The organism is Methylobacterium sp. 22177 (assembly GCF_052045615.1).
In the GTDB taxonomy this organism is placed as follows: domain Bacteria; phylum Pseudomonadota; class Alphaproteobacteria; order Rhizobiales; family Beijerinckiaceae; genus Methylobacterium; species Methylobacterium radiotolerans.
Map to the genome: position 1 here is coordinate 92,544 of NZ_JBQEPK010000015.1, position 22,422 is coordinate 114,965.

A 22,422-nucleotide genomic window follows, 5' to 3' on the forward strand; every position below is an offset into this window, starting at 1 on the left:
CGCCGGGCGGCCCAATCGATGGCCGGCCCGGCGCGGCGCTCCCGCGCGATCGCCTCACGGAAACCCCGGATCCCGGGCGCGAGCCTATGCTGACCTTCCTGCTCAAGCGGCTCCTCGGGCTGCTGCCGACGCTGCTGATCGTCTCGGTTCTGGTCTTCCTGTTCGTCCACCTGCTGCCCGGCGATCCGGCGCGGCTGGCGGCCGGGCAGGATGCCGACGCCCAGACGGTGGCGCTGGTGCGCACCGAACTCGGCCTCGACCGGTCCCTGCCGGAACAGTTCGTGCGCTACTTCGCCAACCTCGCCCGCGGCGATCTCGGCGTCTCGATCCGCACCCGCCGCCCGGTCTCGACCGAGATCGGCGAGCGCTTCCTGCCGACCCTTCTGCTCACGCTCACCAGCATGGCCTGGGCGGTCGCCTTCGGGCTGATCATCGGCATCGTCTCGGCGGTCTACCGCAACGAATGGCCCGACCGGGTCGGGATGACGCTCGCCGTGTCCGGCATCTCGTTCCCCGCCTTCGCGCTCGGCATCCTGCTGATGCAGATCTTCTCGGTCGAGCTCGGCTGGCTGCCCACCGTCGGCGCCGAGACGTGGCGGCACTACGTGCTGCCGTCGCTGACGCTGGGCGCGGCCGTGGCCGCCGTGATGGCCCGCTTCACCCGCGCCGCCTTCGTGGAGGTCATCGGCGAGGATTTCGTCCGCACCGCGCGCGCCAAGGGGCTCAAGGAGCGGGTCGTGATCGCCAAGCACTGCCTGCGCAACGCTCTGATCCCGGTCGTGACCATGATGGGCCTGCAGTTCGGCTTCCTGCTCGGCGGCTCGATCGTCGTGGAGGCGGTGTTCAACTGGCCCGGCATGGGCCGCCTGCTCGTCGATGCCGTGAACCAGCGCGACTATCCGGTGATCCAGGCCCTGGTCCTGCTGTTCTCCCTGGAGTTCATCCTGATCAACCTGGTCGTGGACGTGCTCTACGGCCTCATCAACCCGACCATCCGCTACAGGTGAGCCGGCCGTGACCGACATCCTCGTCCCCGCCGCCCCCACCGTCGCGCCCGTCCCCACCGGCATCCGGACGCCGTGGTCGGAATTCTGGCGCAAGTTCCGCCGCCAGCGCGTCGCCGTCGTCGCCCTGGGCTTCATCGGCCTGCTGGTCGTGGTCGCCGTGCTGGCGCCGTGGATCGTGCCCTACGACCCGGTCAACGACTTCGACTACGACCGGATCAACGAGGGCCCCTCGCTCGCGCACTGGCTCGGCGTCGATCCCCTCGGGCGCGACATCCTGAGCCGCATCGTCGAGGGGGCGCGGATCTCCCTCGCGACCGGCTTCCTGTCGGTCGCCGTCGGCGGCCTCGTCGGGACCGTGCTCGGTCTCCTGGCGGGCTATTACGGCGGCTGGTGGGACCGGATCGTCATGCGCATGTCCGACGTGCTGTTCGCCTTCCCGGGCATCCTCCTGGCGCTCGGCGTCGTCGCCATCCTGGGCTCCGGGCTCGTCAACGTCGTCGTGGCGGTCTCGGTCTTCAGCGTCCCGGCCTTCGCGCGCCTCGTGCGCGGCACGACCCTGGTCCTGAAGAACAGCACATACATCGAGGCCGCGCGGAGCATCGGCGCCCCCGACCGGACGATCATCCTGCGCCACATCCTGCCGGGCACGATCTCGGGCATCGTGGTCTACTTCACCATGCGACTGGGCACCTCGATCATCACGGCCGCGAGCCTGTCGTTCCTCGGCATGGGCGCGCAGCCGCCGACGCCCGAGTGGGGCGCCATGCTGAACGAGGCGCGCGCCGACATGGTCTCGGCGCCGCACGTCGCGCTGTTCCCGAGCCTCGCGATCTTCTTCACGGTGCTGGCCTTCAACCTCCTCGGGGACGGCCTGCGGGACGCCCTCGATCCGAAGATCGATCGCCTGTGACGCCGACCGCCCCTCCGCGCCCGGCGCCCCGCGTCGGCCGCCTGCCGCGGGGCCCGCGCGATGCCATCACGGACGTCCCGGGCGTGACGGTCGGCCATTGCACGCTGGCCGAGGGCGACGTGCAGACGGGGGTGACCGTCGTGCGGCCGCACGGCGGCGATCCCTACCGCGACCGCGTTCCGGCGGCCGGCGTCGTGCTCAACGGCTTCGGCAAATCCGTCGGCCTCATGCAGGTCGAGGAGCTCGGCGTGCTCGAGACGCCGGTCGCCCTGACCAACACCGTCTCGGTGCCGGCGGTGGCCGCCGCCCAGATCCGCGCCGCGATCGCCGACAATCCGGAGATCGGGCGCGCGCTGCCGACGCTCAACCCGCTCGTGTTCGAGTGCAATGACGGCTACCTCAACGACATCCAGCGCATGGCGGTGGCGGCGTGCCACTACCGCGACGCCCTCGACGCGGCCGGTTCCGCCGTCGCGGAAGGGTCGGTCGGAGCCGGGCGCGGCCTGTCGACCTTCGGCCTCAAGGGCGGCATCGGCACCGCCTCCCGCCGTGTCCGCACGCGCGCGCGCGGCCGGTTCACGCTGGGCACCCTCGTCCTGTCCAATTTCGGCAAGCCGTCGCAGATCCGGGTGTGCGGCACGCCGCTCGCCGCCCACCTCTGGGCGGCCGCCGGGGAACCGGAATCCGGCGCGGAGCCGCCGGAGAAGGGCTCGATCATCATGATCGTCGCCACCGACGCGCCCCTCGACGCGCGCCAGCTCCGCCGCCTCGCCCTGCGGGCCGGGGCCGGCCTCGCCCGGACCGGCTCGGTGTTCGGCCACGGCAGCGGCGACATCGCGCTGGCCTTCACGACCGCCTACACGGTGCCGCAGGATCCCGCCCGCCCGATGCCGGCGCCCGCCCTGCTGCACGACGCGGAGCTCGATCCATTGTTCGAGGCCGCCGCGGACGGGGTCGAGCAGGCGATCATCCACGCCCTCTGGCGGGCCCAGGCGGTGACGGGCCGCGACGGCCACCGGCGGGACGCGCTGACGGATCTCCTGCCCGGCTGGGCCGAAATTCTCGGAGCCTGAGCGATGCGCGTCCTGATCTCGACGGATATCGAGGGTGTCGCCGGGATCTATCACCGCGTCCAGACGACGCCGGGGAATCCCGAGTACGAGCGCGCGCGGGTGCTGATGACGCGGGAGGCCAATGCCGCCGTCGCGGGCGCCTTCGACGGCGGCGCGCGGGCGGTGCTGGTCAACGACTCGCACGGCGACTTCCGCAACATGCCCCCGGACCTCCTCGACCCCAGGGCGCAGGCCGTGCAGGGCAAGCCGCGGCCCCTCGGGATGATGGCCGGGATCGATCAGGACATCGATGCGGTCTGCCTCGTCGGCTACCACGCGCGGGCGAGCGGGCGGGGCATCCTGGCCCACACGGTCAACAGCTTCGCCTTCGCGCGGATCGCGATCAACGGCCAGGAACTCGGCGAGGCCGGCCTCTACGGCGCGCTGGCCGGCGCCTACGGCGTGCCTGTGGCGATGGCGAGCGGCGACGACGTGTTCGTCGCGGAGAACCGCGCGCTGCTCCCGGGCACGCGCTTCGTCGAGACCAAGCGCGCGACGGGGCAGAACAGCGGCATCAGCCTCTCGCCGGCGCAGAGCTGCGCGGCGATCGGCGAGGCCGTCGCAGCGGCCCTCCGGGAGTCGAGCGCGCGGCCCTTCCGCCTCGAGGGTCCGCTGGAGGTCCGCGTGCGCGCGCAGACACCGGCCCTGGCGGACCTGTTCTGCCTGTGGCCGAGCCTCCGGCGGGGGGAGGGCAGCGAGGTCGTGTTCGCGGCGGCGCACGTCGCGGAGGCGGTCCAGGTGATCAACGCCCTCTCGGCGATGTCGAGCGCGCTGCGCTGAGCCCTCGCGGCCGGCGCGACGGCGACGATCCGCCCGGCGTCGCCCGAGAGGCGGCGGCATGCGCGCCTTGCGGTCTTCCGGCCGAAGGCCCAGAACCGCACGGTCCTTGCTTCCCCATGCTGGCGCCACGGGAGTTCGTCGCTTGGTCCGGACCGTCTGCCCGCACGATTGTCCCTCTGCCTGCAGCCTCGACGTGCAGGTCGCGGACGGGCGCGTCGTGTCGGTCCGGGGCGGCGACAATCCCTACACGGCCGGGGTGATCTGCGCGAAGGTCAGCCGCTACGGCGAGCGCGTCCACCACCCGGACCGGATCCTCCACCCGCTGGAGCGCGTCGGGCCGAAGGGCGGCGGGGCGTGGCGCCGGATCTCCTGGGACGCGGCGCTCGACCGGCTGGCGGCGGCCTTCTCGGAGACGGCGGACCGTTGGGGGGCGGAGGCGGTCTGGCCGTACAATTCGGGCGGGACCATGGGCCTCGTCCAGCGCGACGGTATCCACCGGCTCACCCACGTGATGGGCTACTCGCGGCGCAAGCGCACCATCTGCACGGCGGTCGCGATCGCGGGCTGGAGCGCCGGGGTCGGCCGGATCGCCGGCCCGGATCCCCGCGAGATGGCGCTCTCCGACCTGATCGTTGTCTGGGGCGGCAACCCGGTGAGCACCCAGGTCAACGCGATGACCCACATCAGCCGCGCCCGCAAGACGCGGGGCGCCAAGCTGGTGGTGATCGATCCGTACCGCACCGGGACCGCGGCGGCGGCCGACCTCCACCTCGCGCTCCGGCCCGGCACCGACGGGGCGCTCGCCTGCGCGGTGCTCCACGTCCTGTTCCGCGACGGCCACGCGGACCGGGCCTACCTCGCCGCCCAGGCCGAGGACACGGCGGCGCTGGAGGCGCATCTGGCGTCGCGCACCCCCGAATGGGCGGCGGCGATCACCGGCCTGGAGCCCGCCGCGATCGAGGCCTTCGCGGCCCTCTACGGGCGCACGCCGCGCAGCTACATCCGCTGCGGCTTCGGCTTCACCCGCAGCCGCAACGGCGCGGTGAACCTGCACGCGGTGACCTGCCTGCCGACCGTCACCGGCGCCTGGCAGCACGAGGGCGGCGGCGCCCTCTGGCAGCACGCCGCGATCTTCAACTGGGACAAGACCCTGACGGAGGGGCTCGACGCCAGGGCGCCCGGCGTGCGCGAGCTCGACATGAGCCGGATCGGCGCCGTGCTCACCGACGATCCCGACGCCCTGCTGGGCGGCCCGCCGGTCCGCGCCATGCTGATCCAGTCGGCCAATCCCGCGGTCTCCGCGCCCGACAGCGCCCGGGTGCGCGCGGGGCTGACGCGGCCGGACGTGTTCGTGGCCGTGCACGAGCAGTTCATGACCGAGACGGCCGCGCTCGCCGACCTCGTGCTGCCGGCCACCACCTTCCTGGAACACGACGACATCTACGGCGCCGGCGGCCACAGCCACATCCAGGCCGGGCCGGCGATCCTGGAGCCGCCGGGCGAGTGCCGCTCGAACCACGCGCTCCTGTCGGGGCTCGCCGCCCGGCTCGGCGCGGACCACGCGGGCTTCCGCCTGACCGCCCGGGACCTCGCCGACGCCACCCTCGCGCGCTCCGGCTGGGGCGGTCTCGACAGGCTGGAGGCGGAGGGCTGGATCGACGCGCAGCCGGATTTCGCCGAGAGCCACTTCCTGACCGGGTTCGGCCATCCCGACGGGCGCTTCCGCTTCGCCCCCGACTGGGCGGCGCTGGGTCCGCGCGCGGCCGGCATGCCGGCCCTCCCGGATCACTGGCCGGAGGCCGAGCCCGCCGACGCGGAGCACCCGTTCCGGATGATCGCCCCGCCGGCCCGTCAGTTCCTCAACGCGACCTTCACCAACGTGCCCGAGTCGCTCCGCCGCGAGGGGCGGCCGACCTGCCTGATCCACCCGGCGGACGGCGTGCGGCTCGGGATCGGTACGGGCGACGCCGTCGAGGTCGGCAATGCCCGCGGTCGGGTCCGGTTGCACGCGCGGCTCGCCGAGGGGCAGCAGCCGGGCGTCGTGGTGGTCGAGAGCCTGTGGCCGAGCGCGGCCTTCGCGGGCGGGGACGGGGGCATCAACACGCTGATCGGGTCGGCGCCGGCCGCGCCCAACGACGGTGCCGCCTTCCACGACACTGCGGTCTGGGTTCGAGCGGCCTGAGCCGGGCGCTCGGGCCGTCGAAACTCACGCTCCTTCTCCGGTGCCCCCCTCGCAGAAGCCGGGGACGGACAATCGACAGCAATCCGTTGCCCGGAATCCCGGTCAGGCGCACGGCTGGTCGGGGTCGACGGGGTCGGGCGGCGCTCTCCCGCGCCCGCGCTTTCCCGCCCGCGGGCGGTGATCGTGACCGCGGGCCGGGCTAAGGCTCGGCCCTCGTCGACCCCGCCCCGCAGATGCCCTGGAGCGCGGTCCACGCGGCGCCCGACAGGATCTGCCGTTCGGGCGCCGCGGGTCCCGCCTGGGCGCGGATCGCGGCCGCGCGCTCGCGCGTGAAGGGATGGCTGCGCAGCAGGTCCAGCACGTGGCTCTTGCCGTCGTGCTTGTCCTTGGCGATGCGCTCGAGGATGTCGGCGAGCGCCGCGCCGTTGCCGCCCGCGCGCGTCATCAGGTCGACCGCGTAGGCATCCGCCGCCCGCTCGGCGTCGCGGCTGTAGCCGGCCGAGAGCACCGCGTCGCCCAGCGCGATGATGATGGTCGAGCCGGTCAGATCCCCGAGGACGAGGCTCAGGAGGAACGAGGTGCCCGATGCCCGGATGAGGGAGCGGGTCGGATCGCGTCTGCGGACATGGCCGAGCTCGTGCGCCAGAACCGCCGCGGCCTCGTCGGCCGATCGCGCCCGCGTGATGAGGCTCGAGAGCACGATCACGCGGGCGCCCGGCAGGGCGAAGGCGTTGGCCATCCCGTGGCGGCGCACGCTCACGGCGAGAGCCGGCGGCAGCGAGCCCTCAGCCTGCCCGGCCGCGACGAGGCGACCGACGAGCTTGTCGAGGGCCTCGCGCCCGGCGGGCTCCGCACAGGCCGGCGGGTCGCCGAGGAAGCGCAGGACTTGCGGCTCCGCCACCGCCCCGAGCCGCGACTCGGCGGCGTCCGGCACGAGCGGGGCGAGCAGGCCGGCGATCTGCGGGACGCCGAAGACCGCCACGAGCAGGACCGAGAGACCCGCCGCCAGAGACCAGAGCACGAGCCGCACCGTGCCGCCCGAACCCTCCCGAAGGTGCAGGTCCGGGCAGCGCGCGGCGAGCGCCGCGGCGAGCGTCGCGTCCGAGAATTCCACGCGGGCCGGCTCGTCGGCCGGACCGATCCGCATCAGCGGCGGCACCGAGACGGCGGCGCGCAGGTCGAGCAGGTTCCAGTCCCGGGCGACGTCCGGCCCGGAGACGCGGAAGCGGTCGTCGAGGCGCAGGGTGACGGGATGAGCCCGCGCGCTGACGCCGTCGAAGTAGCGGCCTTCGACCTCGATCGGCGCCCCGGCGGTCGCTTCGGAAGGGCGGATCAAGTCTCAGAAGCCGATCTGGAGGGCGCCCCCGACGTCGAGCGCGTCGGCGAGACCCTCCTGCAGGCCGCTGCCGGCGCCGCGGGACGAGGCGAGGACACTGTCCAGGGCTCGGGGATCCACGACCGTCGTGCTCGTCGCCACCGCCGCCCACAACCGGGCCTGCACCACGCGCACGTACAGCACCGCGAAGAGCGGCGCGCCGACGAGGTAGATGAGGACGACGAGCCCGTGGAGCATCCCGAGATCGCCCGCCGCCCGCGCGGCGAAGATCAGCAGCGCGGCGACGAGGCCCAGCACGACGAGGAAGCCGAGAAGCGACAGCATGTAGACGATGTAGGGCCAGTAGAACTGGCGCGCCTTGAGGCTCGAGGCGAGGCGGGCGTGACCGAGGCCGGCGGCGGCCATGAAGGCCCGCGTCTCCCGGGCGCGGTAATAGGGGATCAGAAGCAGCGCCGCGGGCACGCAGATCGCGGCCGCGAAGCCCATCGTCCGGAGGAGGACGCCGATATGCGAGGCCGCGTAAGCGGGATTGAGGATCGTCTCGCCGGCCTTGCCGCCGGGCTTCGGCACCAGCAGGTCGCCGGGCAGCGAGAAATCCGCCGCCGCCAGGAGGGCGATGCCGAGCCCGATCAGCGGCCCGAGCCCCACCACGTAGAGCAGAAGCCAGGGGCCGAGCACGCTGCGTCCCCGCGCCGTCGAGTGCATCCGGCTGGTGCCGACCAGGGTGTGACCGATGCGGTAGCGCTCCAGGCTCGCCCGCATGAACGGGACGGCCAGGCCGACGGTGACGAGCGTGAGCAGCCACCAAGCGCCCGCGCGCGCCGCGTAGGCGAGCCCGGAGCCGTCCTGTCCGAGGCGTATGCCGCGCCACAGGGTCCGCATCGCCCGGTAGCGGCGTCCGCGGTAGATCGCGAACTGGCCCAGGAGGAACAGGAACACGAAGGAAATCACCACCGAGAACGGGGCGAGCGCGGGCGCGACGAGCGAGACCGCGAACAGCGCGACGTAGATCGGCACCAGGATCGCGAGCGCGACGAGGAAGCCCAGAAACAGTTCCTTGCCGGTTCCGGTGTACTCGGCGGGCGAGCCGTCGAGCGCGGTGCGCTCCCAGAAGAAGCGGCGCAGATTGGTGACGTACCAGAACCGGTAGATGCCGAAGGTCACCACCGAGAGCAGAAAGCCCTTCAACGCGAGCCACGTGAGTCCTTCGACCCGCGGATCGAAGGTTACGGCGGCCACGCGCGTGGCCGGAGCGCCGCTCCGCGTGTCGAACTCGGTGCCGGTTGCGGGATCCATGGATTCGTCGATCGTCCCGTCGCGTTTCGCGGCGGGACACTACGAAGTGAGACCCGCGCTGACCAGTTCCGCGCGGACGCAATTCAATTCCGTCCCCCACTGTCGTGCGGCGACCGCACGAGACCTGCGGCGTCGTCAACGAGCGACTTCCGGGTTCGAGGCGGTCATCGCAGGGTGTCGCGGCCGAGCCGGCCCGGTGAGGGAGGCGTCGCGCTCGGCCGGAGCGGCTCGACGGCGGCGCAGAACCGGCGCGACCGCCACGGCCTGAGCGCCGTCAGCCCAGGACAGCGAGGGCCGCGGCCAGATCGGCGACGAGATCGTCCGGGTGCTCGATCCCGATCGACACCCGGATCGTCGCGTCCGTGATCCCGAGCCGGTCGCGCACCGCCTTCGGCACGCCGGAATGGGTCGTGGAGGCCGGGTGGCTGGCGAGCGACTCCGTCCCGCCGAGGCTGACGGCGAGCTTGAACAACTGGAGGTGGTTGAGGACCTGGAACGCCTCGGCCTCGCCGCCGACGATGTCGAACGAGAATGTCGAGCCCGGTGCCGCGCACTGCCTGGCGTAGACCTGCGCCTGATGCGATCCGGGCTCGAGATGCGCGAGATGGTGAAGGCGCGCCACCTTCGGGTGCTCCGCCAGAATCCGGCCGACGATCTCGCCGTTGCGGTTCGCGGCGCTCATGCGCAGCGACAGGGTCTCGAGCGAGCGCCCGAGCATCCAGCAGGAATGCGGGTCGAGACCGGTCCCGATCGCCGAGCGCAGCAGCCGCACCGGCTTCATCCGCGCCGCCGAGCCGAGGGCGGCGCCGGCGATCAGGTCCGAGTGGCCGCCGACATACTTGGTCAGGGAGTAGACCGAGATGTCGGCGCCTTCGCGCAGCGGGTGCTGGAAGAGGGGCCCGAGCAGGGTGTTGTCGCAGACCACCATCGGCGCCGCGCCGCCCTGCCGGGCACCGATCTCCTCGGCGACCGCGCGGACAAGGCTGAGGTCGACGAGGGTGTTGAGCGGGTTCGAGGGGGTCTCGACCATGACGACGCTGACCCGTCCCGCGTCGGCCGCCCGGTGGGCCGCGGCGCGCACGCTCGCCGGGTCGGTCCCGTCCGAGAACCCGAACGGCGCGATGCCGAACCCGGCCAGGGTCTTGGCGATCAGCGTCTCGGTGCCGCCGTAGAGGGGCTGCGAGTGCAGGATCGCGTCGCCGGGCCGGGCGAACGCCAGGATCGTGGTGGCGATCGCCGACATGCCGGAGGAGAAGACCAGCGCCGCCTCGGCTTCCTCGAAGACGGCCAGCCGATCCTCGACGATCTCGCTGTTCGGATGATTGAAGCGCGAGTAGACCAGCCCCGCCGCCTCGCCGACCGGCGGTTCGCGCCGCCCGGAGACGTAGTCGAAGAAGGCTTTGCCGTGCTCGGCGGAGGTGAAGACGAACGTCGATGTCAGGAAGACCGGCGGCTTCACCGCACCCTCGGACAGGGCCGGATCGTAGCCGTAGCCGAGCATCAGCGTCTCGGGATGGAGCGGGCGGTTGCCGAGTTCCTTCTTGTGGTAGCGGTCGTCCGACATGCTGACCTCGCTCCGACAGGACGCCAGCGCGGAGCTGGACAGCCCGGATGCGCTCCGGGTGCGGGAGCACGGCACAGCCGTGCCGATCTTCCCGTACGGGCGCAGGGGCAGTTTAATGCGTGCCCGCGAGCTCGATCAATCTCGACTCCGGTCTTGAGCCGATCTGGAAACGTTCCGACCGATTGCTTGGTCTGCAGAGTGATATTAAATTTCACGATGATTTACATTCAAAGTGTTCGGCACGCGTTCCGGAGCACGGACCGGTTCTCGACCGCGTCGCGGAGTTCGTTCCGATAGGCTGCCGGGCCGAGATACTGCCCGAGGGGCAGGTCGGGCGCCTCCTGAATCGCCCGCGCCTGGATGCCGTGCCGTCGACACCCGCTTCGGCGAGGATCCCGCTAACGTCCCGGCAAGCGTCGAGCTCGCGGCGGTCCGGGCCTCGCCGCGCGCTCCATGAGTTCGCGACCGCGGCTCATCGCAGCCTTTCACGACCTTCGATAGCGACCCGCTGACCCTGTATCGCGCTTCAGCCCCGTCCTTTCACCCGCGGTCACGTTGTCGCTGCCCGATCAGGTATGATCCAAGTGATGGAATTTTACCGCGAGAGACGCGAGCATGTGATCTTTCCGTGCGGCAGAAGACCATGTTTTTCGACCAAAGGGCGCTGATAGGTCGCCATATTCTAGTCGTGGAAGATGATTATTTTGCCGCAGCACACGTCAAAGACTGCCTGCGCACACATGGTGCAACCATCGAGGGGCCCTGGTCGAACGTCGAACATGCCATGTCATCGCTCGATCGGAGTATCGATCGCATCGATTCGGCCGTTCTCGACATCGACCTTCAGGACGGGAAGAGAAGCTATCCGATCGCCAAACGCCTCGATTGGGCCGGAATACCTTATATATTCGCGAGCGCCCATCCGCTATCGCAGATCCCGGAAGAATATCGAGACTGCCTCAACATCGGAAAGCCCCATTCAGATCACAGGCTGATCTGCGGCCTCAGCCAGCTTCTAGAGGGCACCTTCGAGAGCAAGCTCTATCGGGCGCTGACAAGGCTGGGGGCGGTGAGCCGACATATCCAAGCAGGAGAGCGGCGCGTCGCTCAACAGCGAGAGCGGGTTGCTCGATTCCGAGGCATGCGGCACAGCCTCAATCTTGCCGAAGAATTGCTGGAGGAGCTGTTGAATAGTCTATCCGCCCTGGAAGACACCCGTGCGAAATTTCTTGACGAACTTCGCCTGATACAAGCTGGTGCGCTTTGATCCCGGGCGGGTAGCGTCGAATTCTATTCAGCGCGAGGAGCAGGCGTCACGCTGCTCGTGGCGTCGTCTTCAGGATTCGGGGAATTCACGTCGTCGTCGCTGAGCTCGGAACAATTGATCGACGGCGGAGGGTCGGGGCGACGAACGAGATGCTCCGTCTGATCCAGCAACGTCCGTGAGCGTCGGATCGCCTGCAACGAGGTCTCCAGGAGCCACTGATCGTATCCAGCCGACAGTCGAGCTTTGGGGGACGAGTTTGCCAAGAGGCTGCTCCGCGTCATGCAGGCGGGAGCACACGTATCTCTCAGCCACCAGCGCCCACGGGTTCGAGAACCGGCTGGTGATCGCGACATCCTACGCCAGTCTGGCTGGAGCGCCTAATCGCAGGCGGTCCGGACGCTCGGCGCGCATCAGCCAATGGGCGTGCTCTCGACGCTGGTCGTCAGCCCCGATGCGAAGTCGCGCGGCGGCCGACGGATCGACGCTCTCGGGAAGCGTCGAGGGCGTCCCCTGCGGCCGCCCTGCCGCGACCCGGACCGGCCGCTAGCGGCCGGACCGGGCCGATCGCCGAGCATGCGCTGTCGTCGGACCTGCGCCCGAGACCCTTGCACCACCGGCCGCTGGTCAGGGGGCGGATCTCGAAAGCAGCCACCACCGGCCGTTCGGCAACCTCGGCTCGGGGCGGTGAACGGACGTTTGTTCGACGCCGGGGATCGGAGATCCTGCTGCGCGCCGCTCGCGATCCTACGCAATATGCCGTCTCGCGTGTCGAAAGGTGCGCGCTGCGCGCAGCACATCCGAGCACAACTCGGTTCCGGCGCTGTAAAACCTCGGCCGGTAATCCATGCCTTAGAATAAATTCACTTTTGAATCGTTGTAAGTGTGTGATCTATAACACGTTTTCGGCTTGATCAACGATCCGTGAACGGCGAACACGTGGGCACTGCGCCGCCGGAGGCGCTCGTCAGCGTGATCTATGTCGTATCGCTCGCTCCTCACCCTCCTCCTCGCCACCACTGCTCTCGCCGGGCCCGCGAGGGCGCAGGACGGCTCCGTTCAGCTCAACGAGATCTCGGTCGAAGCGGCGTCGCCCGGCAATTCCGCCCCCGGCCTGACGGGCTCGGGCGGCCTCAACGTGAGCGGGGGCGACGGCGGTACGGCAAGCACCAGCGGCGGCGGTGGCGGTCCGTCCGGGATCACCGGTTACACCGCCCGGGTCGCCACGACCGCAACGAAAACCAACACGCCGCTGATCGAGGTCCCCCAGTCCGTGTCGGTGGTCACCCGCGAGCAGCTGAACGACCGCAACGTTCAGACCTTCACCGACGCGGTCAACTACGTCCCCGGCGCCGTATCCGCCCGGTCCGGCTTCGATCCGCGGTTCGATCAGATCTTCATCCGCGGCTTCGACGTGCTGACCAATCAGGGAATCTACCGAGACGGGTTGCGCGTGATCGGGACCGGCTTCGCCTTCCCGAAAAGCGAGCCCTACGGCGCGGAGGCGCTCACCATCCTGCGCGGGCCCGCCTCCGGCCTCTACGGCCTCGGCTCGCCCGGCGGCATCCTCGACATCACGACCAAGCGTCCCGTCTTCGCGCCGTTCGGCGAGGTTCAGTTCCAAGCCGGCAGCTTCGACCGCTTCCAGGGCAACTTCGACGTCGGGGGGCCGATCGAGGGTTCGGGCGGCACCATGGCCTACCGTCTCACCGGCGTGCGCCGCGAGGCGGGCACCTTCATCGGTCTGGGCACGACCGACGACCAGCTCTATCTCGCCCCCGCGTTCACCTGGAAACCGTCGGCCGATACCACATTCACGTTCCTCAGCGAGTTTCAGGTCACGAATACGCCGGCGGCGACGTTCTTTTACAATGACCCGGGCTTTCGGGTGTCCAAGTTCTACCAGGGCGACCCGCGCTTCATGGGCCTCGATCAGACGCAGTACCGGGTCGGCTACGCCTTCGAGCACTTCATCACGCCGGACCTCATTTTTCGCCAGAATTTCCGGCACTACGGGCTCTTCCTGAGCGCCAAGTACGTCGACATCAACAACATCAACGAAGCACGCACGATCGGCACGCGCGATACGGGCTACATTCGCGAGGGCCTGGTGCAGCAGACGCTGGACAACCAGCTGGAAGCCCGCTTCGCTACAGGCCCGGTCGCGCACACCGTGGTCGGTGGCGTCGACTACGCCCGGTACAGCCTGAGCGCCCGCTTCGGGTTCGGGCTGGCTCCGGACCTCAACCTCGTCACGCGGAATTACGGCCAGCAGTTCATCCCGACGCCCCCCCTGGCGCCCGCGTCGCGCCAGAGCCAGGACCAGATCGGTGTCTACCTGCAGGATCAAGCCAAGTTCGGAAACTTCATCCTGACGCTGAACGGGCGGCACGACTGGGTCTTCCAGAACAACTACGCGACGCCGGACAGCGCGGTCTCACGTCAGGACAACAGCGCCTTCACGGGCCGGGTCGGCCTGGGCTACGTCCTGGCACCGGGGCTGGTGCCCTACGCCAGCTACGCCACGACCTTCACGCCGCAGGTTGGCATCGACCGGAACGGGCAGGCGTTCAAGCCCGCCACGGGCGACCAGATCGAGGCCGGGGTCAAGTACCTGATCCCCGGCACCAATATCCAGACGGCGTTCGCCGGCTTCGACATCAACCAGTCGAATATCCTGATCCCCGACGCGGGCAACCTCGCGTTCCAGACCGCCGGCGGTGCCGTGCGCTCGACGGGCTTCGAGGCCGAGGCCACGGCCAACCTCGCGCCGGGCACGAACCTGACGATCGCCTACACACACGTCGACATCCGGTTCGTGAACTCGGTCTCGGCCACCGGTCAGTCGATCGCCGGGAACCGCGTGTCCGGCATCCCCAGCGACACCTACGCGTCGTTCCTGACCTACGCCTTCCCGCCTTCCTCGGCCCTGCGCGGTCTGCAGATCGGCGGCGGCATCCGCTTCATCGGATCCAGCTTCGCCGACGACCAGAACACGGTGCGCAACACCGCGGTCACCCTCTACGACGCGCTGGTCGCCTACGACTTCGCGGCGCTGGATCCGAAGTACAAGGGCTTCCGGGCGCAGATCAACGCCTACAATATCTTCGACCGTAACTACACGACCTGCTCGTTCGGGTTCTGCAACTTCAACCAGCCGGCACGAGTCATCGGTAGCCTGATCTATCGCTGGTGAGAGCGTCCATCTCCGGCGCCTGCGTGTTCCGAGGCAGGGCCTCCAGGAGGACACGACGATCGTGGCCCGCCGCGCGGCGGGCCACGATCGCGATGGCGGGGGCGCGGATCGACGTCCGCCCGGGCGATCTGCGACCGCTGGTTCACTCATCGACGGCGCAGGTCTTGAGGCGCTCCGATACGCCGGAGGGCGCGGGCCCCGGCGATGAGGCTCCGATCTACACGCGCCGAATGACCGACCCGGCCTTCCTGTGCGGGTCGGGCGCCTACGCTCAGGCGGGTGTCGCCAGGTCGCCGGCGATAGGCCGCCCGGCGTTCGGCCCCACAAGGGCGCTGTGTGGCCACCGCGACATTCGCGCCGTCGACCGACGGTTCTCCACATCCTGACCGCGGCCTCGAGCGCGATCCGAACCCGATCGTCGTCTGCCTCAGGATTTCCGATCCAGACGCTTCCGGAAATCGTGCTTGATGAGCGGGTGCGGCCATTTAGCCTTTCCTATCGAGATCTGCTCGGGTTGAGGACGAACAGCTCTCCACGTGATGTCGGCAGGACGTCCTGAGCGGGCGTGACGCAGAAGCTCGAGGCAGACGCAGCGCCCGCGTCCGGAGAGACATGTCCGGGATAGGCGCCGATAGTCCGTGCGGCCGTTTCCGGGAGGGGGCGCTTGGATGATCGATCGGCGTAAAATGATCGAAAATCGAGACCGCGCTCTGACGGGGCGAATCTCGATCGAAACCGGAACAGTTTCTCCAGGATAAAATACATCTCTGGCATTCGATTTGCTCGGCGCGCGGTACTGCAGAGAAAGGAACTGTCGACGTGATGCGTCTTCTGACCCCGCTCCTCGCGGCCTCCGCCCTGGTCGCATCCATCATCCCGGTGCAGGCGGCCGAGAAGCTCGTCGTCAGCACCTGGGGCGGCAGCTTCCGCGATCTGATCGACGAGGCCATCGCCACGAAGTTCAAGGCGGAGACCGGCGCCGAGGTCGAGTACATCACCGGCGGTACCATCGACCGGCTCAACAAGGCCAAGCTCGCCAAGGACGCGCCCGAGAGCGATGTGACCTTCACGACCGCCCATGTCGGCTGGCTCTACGTCAATGACGGCCTGTTCGAGACGCTCGACATGGCCAAGATCCCGAACGCGGCGAACCTCGTCGAGCAGGCCCGGGTCAGCCCGGCGCATCTCGGCACTTGGGGCTACGTCTACACGATCGGCTACCGCGCGGACCTGACGCCCAAGGGCATGACCTTCGGCTCCTGGGCCGATCTCTGGGACCCGAAGCTCAAGAACAGCCTGGCCGCGCCCGATTTCGACCCGAGCCACATCATCGCCGTCTCGGCGCTGCTCTCGGGCGGCGACCCGGCGACCTGGGAGAAGGGGCAGGCCAAGCTGGAGGCGCTGAAGCCGAACTTCCGGGCCTTCTACACCAACGACGCCAACAGCCAGCAGCTGATCGCCACCGGCGAGACGCCCGTTCAGGTCGTGCTGACCATGAACGCCTACTACATGAAGGGCCAGGACGTGCCGGTCACCGTGGTGATCCCCAAGGAGGGTGGGGTTCTCGGCATCGACACGGTCGCGATCAACAAGGGGTCCAAGAAGGCAGAGCTCGCCTACAAGTTCATCAACATCGCTCTCGATCCCGAAGTACAGGCCAAGATCGCGCAGCTGAAGAAGGGCAGCCCGACCGTCACCAACGCCAAGGTCGATCCCGAGATCGCCAAGCTGCCGGGTGTGTTCACCACCGCCGAGCAGTGGAAGACCCAGGCGATCAACATCGACCCGAAGCTCCGGGCCGAGAAGACCGCGCTCTGGCGCAAGTGGTTCGCCGAGAACATCATGGCGCGCTAGGGCCCGCGCCATGCGCCTCGCTCGACGGGAAGCCTCATGACACCCGCGATCCGCCGCCGGCCCTTCCTGCCGCTGTTCGTGACGCCGGCGGTGCTGGTCGCCGCCGCGATCGTGGCCGCCATGGCGGCGATCCTGCGCTACAGCCTGCACGCCTACGTGCCGGGTTCCCTCGACGTCGGCGGGCTCACGCTGGAGAACTTCTCCGATCTCGGCCGCCCGATCGTGCTCCGGGCGCTACGCGACACGGTGCTGATCTGCTTCGAGACGGCGCTGATCACCCTGGTCGTCGGCTACCCCGTCGCCTACGCCCTGGTGCGCACCCGCTCGCTGCTGCTGAAGTCCGTCATCCTGATCGTCGCGGTGACCCCGCTCTTCCTCGGCGAGGTGGTGCGCACCTATGCCTGGACGGTGGTGCTCGGCAATTCCGGCTTCGTGAACGCCACCTTGCGCCAGCTCGGCCTGATCGAGCGGCCGATCCAGCTCATGTTCACCGAGCTCGGGGTGATCATCGCCCTCGTGCACGTCACGCTGCCGGTGATGGTCATCATGCTGGCCGCGGCCCTCGCGCATATCGACCGCGACTACGAGCGCGCGGCCCAGAGCCTCGGCGCCGGGCCGGTGCGCACGTTCCTCACCGTGACGCTGCCGCTGTCGTTGCCCGGCGTGGTGGCGGGCTTCACCACCGCCTTCGCCTGGACGTTCAGCGCCTTCGCGACGCCCCAGGTGATCGGCGGCGGAAAGGTCGGGGTCGTCTCGACGCTGGTCTACCAGCTCGGCCTGTCCTCCTTCAATTTCCCGGTCGCGGCGTCCCTGAGCCTCGCCGGCCTGGTCCTGGCGCTCGGAACGATGTGGCTCGTGCGCCGCTGCGCCCGCCCGCTCGAAGCGCTCGGAGGCCACTGATGCGCCGCGGCCTCCGCACCCGGCTTCTCGGGATCTCCGGCAGGGTCCTCGTCGGGCTGATCCTCGCCTTCATCGTGCTGCCGGCCTTCGTGGTGACCCTCGCCGCGTTCAACGACCGGGCGATCCTGAGCTTCCCGCCGGCCAAGTACTCGACGCGCTGGTTCACCCGGGCCCTGACCTACCGGGATTTCCAGACGGGCCTGTGGAACAGCCTCGTCGTCACCGCCTGGGCCTCCACGCTCGCGCTCGCCGTGGGCACCGGCTTCGCGATCGCCCTGAAGCGATACGCTTTCCGCTTCAAGGCGGCGCTGGAGGGCGTGCTGCTCTCGCCGCTGATCGTGCCGCACTTCACCATCGGCCTCGGCCTCCTGGTCCTGGCCACCGGCATCGGTGCGGCGCGGGGCTTCTCCGTCGTGGTCCTCACCCACGTCGTGGTGGTGCTGCCCTTCGTGATCCGCTCGGTCTACATCTCGCTGCAGAACATCGACGAGCGGCTGGAGCTGGCCGCCGCGAGCCTCGGCGCCCGGCCGGGCCGCGTGCTCACCACCGTGACCCTGCCGCTCCTCGCGCCCGGCCTCGCCAGCGGCTGGCTGTTCGCGGCGATCCTGTCCTTCAACGAGTTCACCGCCTCGCTCTTCGTGACGGGGCAGGCGACCCAGACCCTGCCGGTGGCGATGTACGGCTACGTCCGCGAGTTCGCGGACCCGACGCTCGCGGCCGTCTCGGTGATCTACATCGCGGTCACGGCCCTCGCCCTGATTGTCGCCAACACGTTCCTCGGGCTCGGCAAGGTTCTGAATGTTGAGCAAGGCTCTTGATCTCACCGCGCCGGCGACCCTCCCCGGCACAGCCGCGGCCCCCCGGGCAAGACCGGCGGTCCGCCTCGACGGCGTGGTCAAGCGCTTCGGCGCGGTCACCGCGCTGGAGGAGAGCTGGCTGCAGGTGGAGCAGGGCGAGTTCCTGACGCTGCTCGGACCCTCGGGCTGCGGCAAGACCACCCTGCTCAACCTGATGGCGGGCTTCCTGGAAGCGGATGCGGGCGAGATCTTCATCGGGGACGACCTCGTGACCGCCACTCCGCCCTACGAGCGCGAGGTCGGCATCGTCTTCCAGAACTACGCCCTGTTCCCGCACATGAGCGTCGCGAAGAACGTCGGCTACGGTCTGCGCGTGCGCGGCGTGCCGAGACGGGAGATCGCCGCGCGCGTGGAGGAGGTTCTCGCCCTCGTGAAGCTCTCGGGCTTCGCGGACCGCTCGCCCCGGCAACTCTCCGGCGGGCAGCAGCAGCGCGTCGCGCTCGCCCGCGCCCTCGTCATCCGCCCGAAGGTCCTGCTCCTCGACGAGCCGTTCTCGGCGCTCGACAAGAACTTGCGCGGGGCGATGCAGGTCGAGCTGAAGGAGATCCAGCGCCGGCTCGGCGTGACGACGGTCTTCGTCACGCACGACCAGGGAGAGGCGCTGAGCATGTCGGACCGGATCGTCGTGATGTCGGCCGGTCGCGTCCGGCAGATCGGCACACCGGATCAGGTGTACCGTCACCCGCAGGACCGCTTCGTGGCGGGCTTCATCGGCGACGTGAACCTCCTGCCCGGCCGCCTCGAAGCGCGGGCCGGCGAGCGCGCGACGGTCGCGATCGGTGACCTGCGCCGCGAGGTCGAGGCCGACACCCTGCGGGACTGTGCGACCGGCGCCGCGGTCGACGTGTTCGTGCGGCCGGATCACCTCGGCGTGCGCCCGGCGGGCGAGAGCGGCACCCTGCCGGCCCGGGTCGCGGCCCTCGTCTACCAGGGCTCGCACATCGACCTGCATATCGACCTGCACGCCGACCTCCGTTCCGGTCCTATGAGCGGCGGGCGGGTGGTGGTGCGGATGCCGGGGCACGGGGCGCTCGCCACCTACGCCCCCGGATCGCCGGTGGCCCTGCTCGTGCCGCAGGCAGGCCTCGTCGCCTTCCCGGCCGAGCCGGGAAGCCCGAATGGACCCTCGGGCCGGACGGGCTCGGGACAGGACGATCCGGCCCGATGAAGCTCCTCTACGCGCGAACCTCGCCCTATGTCCGCAAGGTCCTGGTCCTGGCCCACGAGACCGGTCAGGCCGCGGCGATCGAAATCGTTCCGGTCACGGCATCGCCGACCGAACGCAATCCCGAGACGGTGGGCCACAACCCGCTCGGCAAGATCCCGGCCCTGGTGCTGGCCGATGGAACCGCGCTGTTCGACAGCCGGGTGATCTGCGAGTACCTCGACGCGCGCTCCGTCGGTCCTCGCCTATTCCCGGAGGGGGAGGCCCGTTGGGACGCACTCGCCCGTCAAGCCCTCGCCGATGGGCTGCTCGATGCCGCGCTGCTGCTCCGCTACGAGCGCGTGATGCGGCCGGCCTCGTCGCGCTGGGATGCCTGGGAGGTGGGGCAGATCGCGAAGGTCGCCGGCGCCCTCGACCGGATCGAGGCGACCCGCGTCGGGCCTGCGGGCGCGCTCGACATCGGCACGGTCGCCACGGCCTGCGCCCTCGGCTACCTCGATTTCCGCTTTCCCGACCTCGGCTGGCGCACCGGACGGCCCGCTGCGGCCGCGTGGTACGAGGCGTTCGCGCGGCGTCCGTCGATGCAGCGCACGAAGCCCGAGGATTGATGCGCGACCTCGAACGCGGCGCTCGCGCCCGCCCCCGGAGCCCTCGGCGGCTTCGGATTTTCCGAACTACGACCCCAGCAAGTGCTTGTTGTTGAGACCGACCGGATTGCTATCCTCAATGCGCTCAAGCCTGAAGGCGGGCGCCACCGTTCGATCCCGACGCGTCGCGCGGCCGGGTGCGTGCCCTCTGCCTGCCATGGCGGGCCGCCCTGATCTCGGGGCGCCCCTCTGCGCCACGGCGACAGGCAGCCTGCGCTCTTGCCCGAGGTAGGAACGACCCGATGACCGTCCACAAGCGGATCCGTCCCTTCAACACCCGCGACACCTATCCGGAGCAGCAGCTCGACAACGATCTCTGCCAGACCGTGGTGGCCCGGGGCCAGATGGTCTTCGTGCGCGGCCAGATCGGTCAGGACCTCGACAGCTCCGAGAGCGTCGCGATCGGCGACGCCGCCGGTCAGGCCGAGAAGGCGATGGCCAATATCGCGATGCTGCTGGAAGAGGCCGGATCGCGGCTCGAGCACATCTGCAAGATCACGATCTACCTCGTCGACCCGCGCTACCGTGAGCCGGTCTACCGCACGGTCGGCCGCTGGTTGAAGGGCGTCCATCCGGTGTCGACCGGGATCGTCGTCTCCGCGCTCGCCCGGCCCGAGTGGCTGGTCGAGATCGACGCCATCGCGGTCATCCCGGAGGCGGCATGACGTTCTCGATCGTGGCGCGCTGCGCGTCGACCGGCATGTTCGGCGTCGCGGTCTCGTCCTCCTCACCCGCCGTCGCGGCGCGGTGCGCCCATGCCCGTGCGGGGATCGGCGCGGTCGCGAGCCAGAACGTGACCGACCCGCGGCTCGGCCGGCGCGCCCTGGACCTGATGGCGCTCGGCGCCGACGCCGAGGAGACCGTCGCCGTCCTGCGGCGGACCGGCGGCCCGATGGCGTACCGCCAAGTGCTCGTCGTGGACGCGGCTGGCGGCACGGCGATCCATTCCGGGCCCAAGGCGCTCGGGACCTGGGCCGAGGCGCGCGCCGAGAACGTCGCCTGCGGCGGCAACCTGCTGGCCGACGCGCGCGTGCCCGCCGCCATGGTCGAGGCTTTCCTCGGCACGTCCGGCCATCTCGGCGATCGTCTGCTCGTCGCGATGCGGGCGGCCCTCGCCGCCGGCGGGGAGGCCGGCCCGGTGCGGTCGGCCGGCCTGGTGCTCGTGCGCGAGGTCGCGTGGCCCGTCGCGGACCTGCGCGTCGACTGGACGGAGGATTGCCCGATTGCCGGCCTCGCCGCGCTGTGGGACCTATACCGGCCGCAGCTGGACGCCTACGTCACCCGCGCCCTCGACCCGGTCTCGGCCCCGAGTTACGGAGTCCCGGGCGACCTATGATCGAGGACGGGACGCGAGGCGGCATCGAGGTCGGGCCGGCCGCTCGCTGAAGGCAGCGAATGCGGTTCACCCTGCGCCAGCTCGAATACTTCATCGCCGCCGGCCAGACCGGCAGCATCACGCTCGCTTCCGAGCGCATCCACATCTCGCAGCCCTCGATCTCGACGGCCATCGCGCATCTGGAGCGGGAACTCTCCGTGCAGCTCTTCGTCCGTCACCACGCGCAGGGGCTCACGCTGACGCCGATCGGCCGCGAGGTGCTGCGCGAAGCCAAGGCCCTCGTGGAGCAGGCCGAAGGCCTCTACACCCTGGCGTCCGAGGCGGGGGGACAGGTGCGGGGGCCCCTCTCGCTCGGCTGCATGGTGACGCTCGCGCCGATGCTGGTGCCCGAACTCGCCCACGCCTTCACCACCGCTTTCCCGGCCACGCAGATCCGCTACGTCGAGGGCGACCAGGAACAGCTCATCGTCGGCCTGCGCCGCTCCGAGACCGAGGTCGTGCTGACCTACGACCTGCACGTGCCGGACGACATCCACTTCACCCCGCTCGTCGACCTGCCGCCGCACGTCCTGGTGGCGGAGGGGCACCCGCTGGCGGAGCAGGCCGCCGTCGCGATGACCGACATCGTGGACGAACCGATGATCCTCCTCGACCTGCCGCTGAGCCGCGAGTACTTCCTCGCCCTGTTCATGGCCGAGGGTTTGCAGCCGAAGATCGCCGCGCGCTCCGCCCACCAGGAGGTGGTGCGCACGATGGTGGCCAACGGCCACGGCTACACCCTGTTCAACGTGCGCCCGCGCTCCGACCTCGCGCTCGACGGGAAGCGGCTCCGGCGGGTGCGGCTCGCCGGCACGCATCGCCCGATGCGCATCGGCCTCGCGCGCCTGAAGCAGCTTAACCGCTCGCGCCTCGTGGAGGCCTTCGAGACCCATTGCCGGGCCTTCATCTCGGACGCCTACATCCCCGGCATGGTCGCGCCCGCCATCGAGCGGCGGGTGCCGCGCTGAAGTCGTGCC

General features: G+C 70.0%; 18 protein-coding genes. 15 read left to right on the top strand and 3 right to left on the bottom strand.

The window, feature by feature from the left end:
• Nucleotides 1–86: 86 nt before the first annotated feature.
• The 5 genes from gsiC (at nucleotide 87) to ACTJK8_RS15800 (ending at nucleotide 5,991) form a co-directional block, all read left to right on the top strand.
• On the top strand, nucleotides 87–1,007 hold the full coding sequence (gsiC, locus tag ACTJK8_RS15780) for a glutathione ABC transporter permease GsiC (protein ID WP_043074077.1): 921 nt from the start codon (nucleotides 87–89) through the stop codon (nucleotides 1,005–1,007).
• Nucleotides 1,008–1,014: 7 nt separating this feature from the next.
• On the top strand, nucleotides 1,015–1,917 hold the full coding sequence (gsiD, locus tag ACTJK8_RS15785; protein ID WP_007568587.1) for a glutathione ABC transporter permease GsiD: 903 nt from the start codon (nucleotides 1,015–1,017) through the stop codon (nucleotides 1,915–1,917).
• The gene (locus ACTJK8_RS15790; RefSeq protein WP_440762159.1) at nucleotides 1,914–2,990 is read left to right on the top strand and encodes a DmpA family aminopeptidase; all 1,077 of its coding nucleotides are present in this window, start codon (nucleotides 1,914–1,916) and stop codon (nucleotides 2,988–2,990) included. Before gsiD ends, ACTJK8_RS15790 begins: the two co-directional genes overlap by 4 nt.
• Nucleotides 2,991–2,993: 3 nt before the next feature.
• A complete protein-coding gene (locus ACTJK8_RS15795) occupies nucleotides 2,994–3,809 on the top strand; it encodes a M55 family metallopeptidase (RefSeq protein WP_024829436.1) in 816 nt (271 codons plus the stop codon).
• Between the two features lie 142 nt (nucleotides 3,810–3,951).
• The gene (locus ACTJK8_RS15800; RefSeq protein WP_059408305.1) at nucleotides 3,952–5,991 is read left to right on the top strand and encodes a molybdopterin-containing oxidoreductase family protein; all 2,040 of its coding nucleotides are present in this window, start codon (nucleotides 3,952–3,954) and stop codon (nucleotides 5,989–5,991) included.
• 199 nt (nucleotides 5,992–6,190) lie between these two features.
• Here the strand turns inward: ACTJK8_RS15800 and ACTJK8_RS15805 are convergent, their stop codons facing one another.
• The 3 genes from ACTJK8_RS15805 to ACTJK8_RS15815 all read right to left on the bottom strand — a co-directional run bounded on the left by ACTJK8_RS15805 (nucleotide 6,191) and on the right by ACTJK8_RS15815 (nucleotide 10,187).
• Nucleotides 6,191–7,327 carry a M48 family metallopeptidase gene (locus ACTJK8_RS15805; protein ID WP_440762160.1) on the bottom strand — a complete coding sequence of 379 codons (1,137 nt, stop codon included), beginning with the start codon at nucleotides 7,325–7,327 and terminating at the stop codon, nucleotides 6,191–6,193.
• 3 nt (nucleotides 7,328–7,330) lie between these two features.
• Nucleotides 7,331–8,623, bottom strand: a complete 1,293-nt coding sequence (locus ACTJK8_RS15810; protein ID WP_440762161.1) for a YjgN family protein — start codon at nucleotides 8,621–8,623, stop codon at nucleotides 7,331–7,333.
• A 274-nt stretch (nucleotides 8,624–8,897) separates the two neighbouring features.
• A complete protein-coding gene (locus ACTJK8_RS15815; protein ID WP_440762162.1) occupies nucleotides 8,898–10,187 on the bottom strand; it encodes a cystathionine gamma-synthase family protein in 1,290 nt (429 codons plus the stop codon).
• A gap of 628 nt (nucleotides 10,188–10,815) precedes the next feature.
• Here ACTJK8_RS15815 and ACTJK8_RS15820 point away from each other — a divergent pair.
• From ACTJK8_RS15820 to ACTJK8_RS15865, 10 genes are all read left to right on the top strand, one after another.
• The gene (locus ACTJK8_RS15820; protein ID WP_440762163.1) at nucleotides 10,816–11,454 is read left to right on the top strand and encodes a hypothetical protein; all 639 of its coding nucleotides are present in this window, start codon (nucleotides 10,816–10,818) and stop codon (nucleotides 11,452–11,454) included.
• 976 nt (nucleotides 11,455–12,430) lie between these two features.
• Complete coding sequence (locus ACTJK8_RS15825) at nucleotides 12,431–14,647, top strand: TonB-dependent siderophore receptor (protein WP_440762164.1); 2,217 nt, start codon at nucleotides 12,431–12,433, stop codon at nucleotides 14,645–14,647.
• An 822-nt stretch (nucleotides 14,648–15,469) separates the two neighbouring features.
• Nucleotides 15,470–16,501: a polyamine ABC transporter substrate-binding protein gene (locus ACTJK8_RS15830; protein WP_012320176.1), complete on the top strand. Its 1,032-nt coding sequence runs from the start codon at nucleotides 15,470–15,472 to the stop codon at nucleotides 16,499–16,501.
• A gap of 36 nt (nucleotides 16,502–16,537) precedes the next feature.
• Nucleotides 16,538–17,401, top strand: coding sequence for an ABC transporter permease (locus ACTJK8_RS15835; protein ID WP_440762165.1), 864 nt, complete (start codon nucleotides 16,538–16,540; stop codon nucleotides 17,399–17,401).
• Nucleotides 17,401–18,219: an ABC transporter permease gene (locus ACTJK8_RS15840; protein WP_012320174.1), complete on the top strand. Its 819-nt coding sequence runs from the start codon at nucleotides 17,401–17,403 to the stop codon at nucleotides 18,217–18,219. The genes ACTJK8_RS15835 and ACTJK8_RS15840 overlap by 1 nt, the downstream gene beginning before the upstream one ends.
• Nucleotides 18,200–19,426, top strand: coding sequence for an ABC transporter ATP-binding protein (locus ACTJK8_RS15845; protein ID WP_440762166.1), 1,227 nt, complete (start codon nucleotides 18,200–18,202; stop codon nucleotides 19,424–19,426). Before ACTJK8_RS15840 ends, ACTJK8_RS15845 begins: the two co-directional genes overlap by 20 nt.
• Complete coding sequence (locus ACTJK8_RS15850) at nucleotides 19,423–20,031, top strand: glutathione S-transferase N-terminal domain-containing protein (RefSeq protein WP_029358608.1); 609 nt, start codon at nucleotides 19,423–19,425, stop codon at nucleotides 20,029–20,031. The genes ACTJK8_RS15845 and ACTJK8_RS15850 overlap by 4 nt, the downstream gene beginning before the upstream one ends.
• 281 nt (nucleotides 20,032–20,312) lie before the next feature.
• Entirely contained in the window at nucleotides 20,313–20,735 is a 423-nt protein-coding gene (locus ACTJK8_RS15855) for a RidA family protein (protein WP_024829447.1), read from the top strand.
• Nucleotides 20,732–21,406 (top strand): DUF1028 domain-containing protein, encoded by a 675-nt coding sequence (locus ACTJK8_RS15860; RefSeq protein ID WP_058607672.1) that lies wholly within the window; start codon nucleotides 20,732–20,734, stop codon nucleotides 21,404–21,406. The genes ACTJK8_RS15855 and ACTJK8_RS15860 overlap by 4 nt, the downstream gene beginning before the upstream one ends.
• A 59-nt stretch (nucleotides 21,407–21,465) precedes the next feature.
• Entirely contained in the window at nucleotides 21,466–22,413 is a 948-nt protein-coding gene (locus ACTJK8_RS15865) for a LysR family transcriptional regulator (RefSeq protein WP_012320169.1), read from the top strand.
• The last annotated feature ends 9 nt before the right edge of the window (nucleotides 22,414–22,422 follow it).

Coding starts and splice junctions, on each gene's coding strand:
- gsiC (WP_043074077.1), top strand. CDS start 87: ATGCTGACCTTCCTGCTCAAGCGGCTCCTCGGGCTGCTGCCGACGCTG.
- ACTJK8_RS15795 (WP_024829436.1), top strand. CDS start 2,994: ATGCGCGTCCTGATCTCGACGGATATCGAGGGTGTCGCCGGGATCTAT.
- ACTJK8_RS15810 (WP_440762161.1), bottom strand. CDS start 8,623: ATGGATCCCGCAACCGGCACCGAGTTCGACACGCGGAGCGGCGCTCCG.
- ACTJK8_RS15815 (WP_440762162.1), bottom strand. CDS start 10,187: ATGTCGGACGACCGCTACCACAAGAAGGAACTCGGCAACCGCCCGCTC.
- ACTJK8_RS15825 (WP_440762164.1), top strand. CDS start 12,431: ATGTCGTATCGCTCGCTCCTCACCCTCCTCCTCGCCACCACTGCTCTC.
- ACTJK8_RS15830 (WP_012320176.1), top strand. CDS start 15,470: ATGCGTCTTCTGACCCCGCTCCTCGCGGCCTCCGCCCTGGTCGCATCC.
- ACTJK8_RS15835 (WP_440762165.1), top strand. CDS start 16,538: ATGACACCCGCGATCCGCCGCCGGCCCTTCCTGCCGCTGTTCGTGACG.
- ACTJK8_RS15840 (WP_012320174.1), top strand. CDS start 17,401: ATGCGCCGCGGCCTCCGCACCCGGCTTCTCGGGATCTCCGGCAGGGTC.
- ACTJK8_RS15845 (WP_440762166.1), top strand. CDS start 18,200: ATGTTGAGCAAGGCTCTTGATCTCACCGCGCCGGCGACCCTCCCCGGC.
- ACTJK8_RS15850 (WP_029358608.1), top strand. CDS start 19,423: ATGAAGCTCCTCTACGCGCGAACCTCGCCCTATGTCCGCAAGGTCCTG.
- ACTJK8_RS15855 (WP_024829447.1), top strand. CDS start 20,313: ATGACCGTCCACAAGCGGATCCGTCCCTTCAACACCCGCGACACCTAT.
- ACTJK8_RS15860 (WP_058607672.1), top strand. CDS start 20,732: ATGACGTTCTCGATCGTGGCGCGCTGCGCGTCGACCGGCATGTTCGGC.
- ACTJK8_RS15865 (WP_012320169.1), top strand. CDS start 21,466: ATGCGGTTCACCCTGCGCCAGCTCGAATACTTCATCGCCGCCGGCCAG.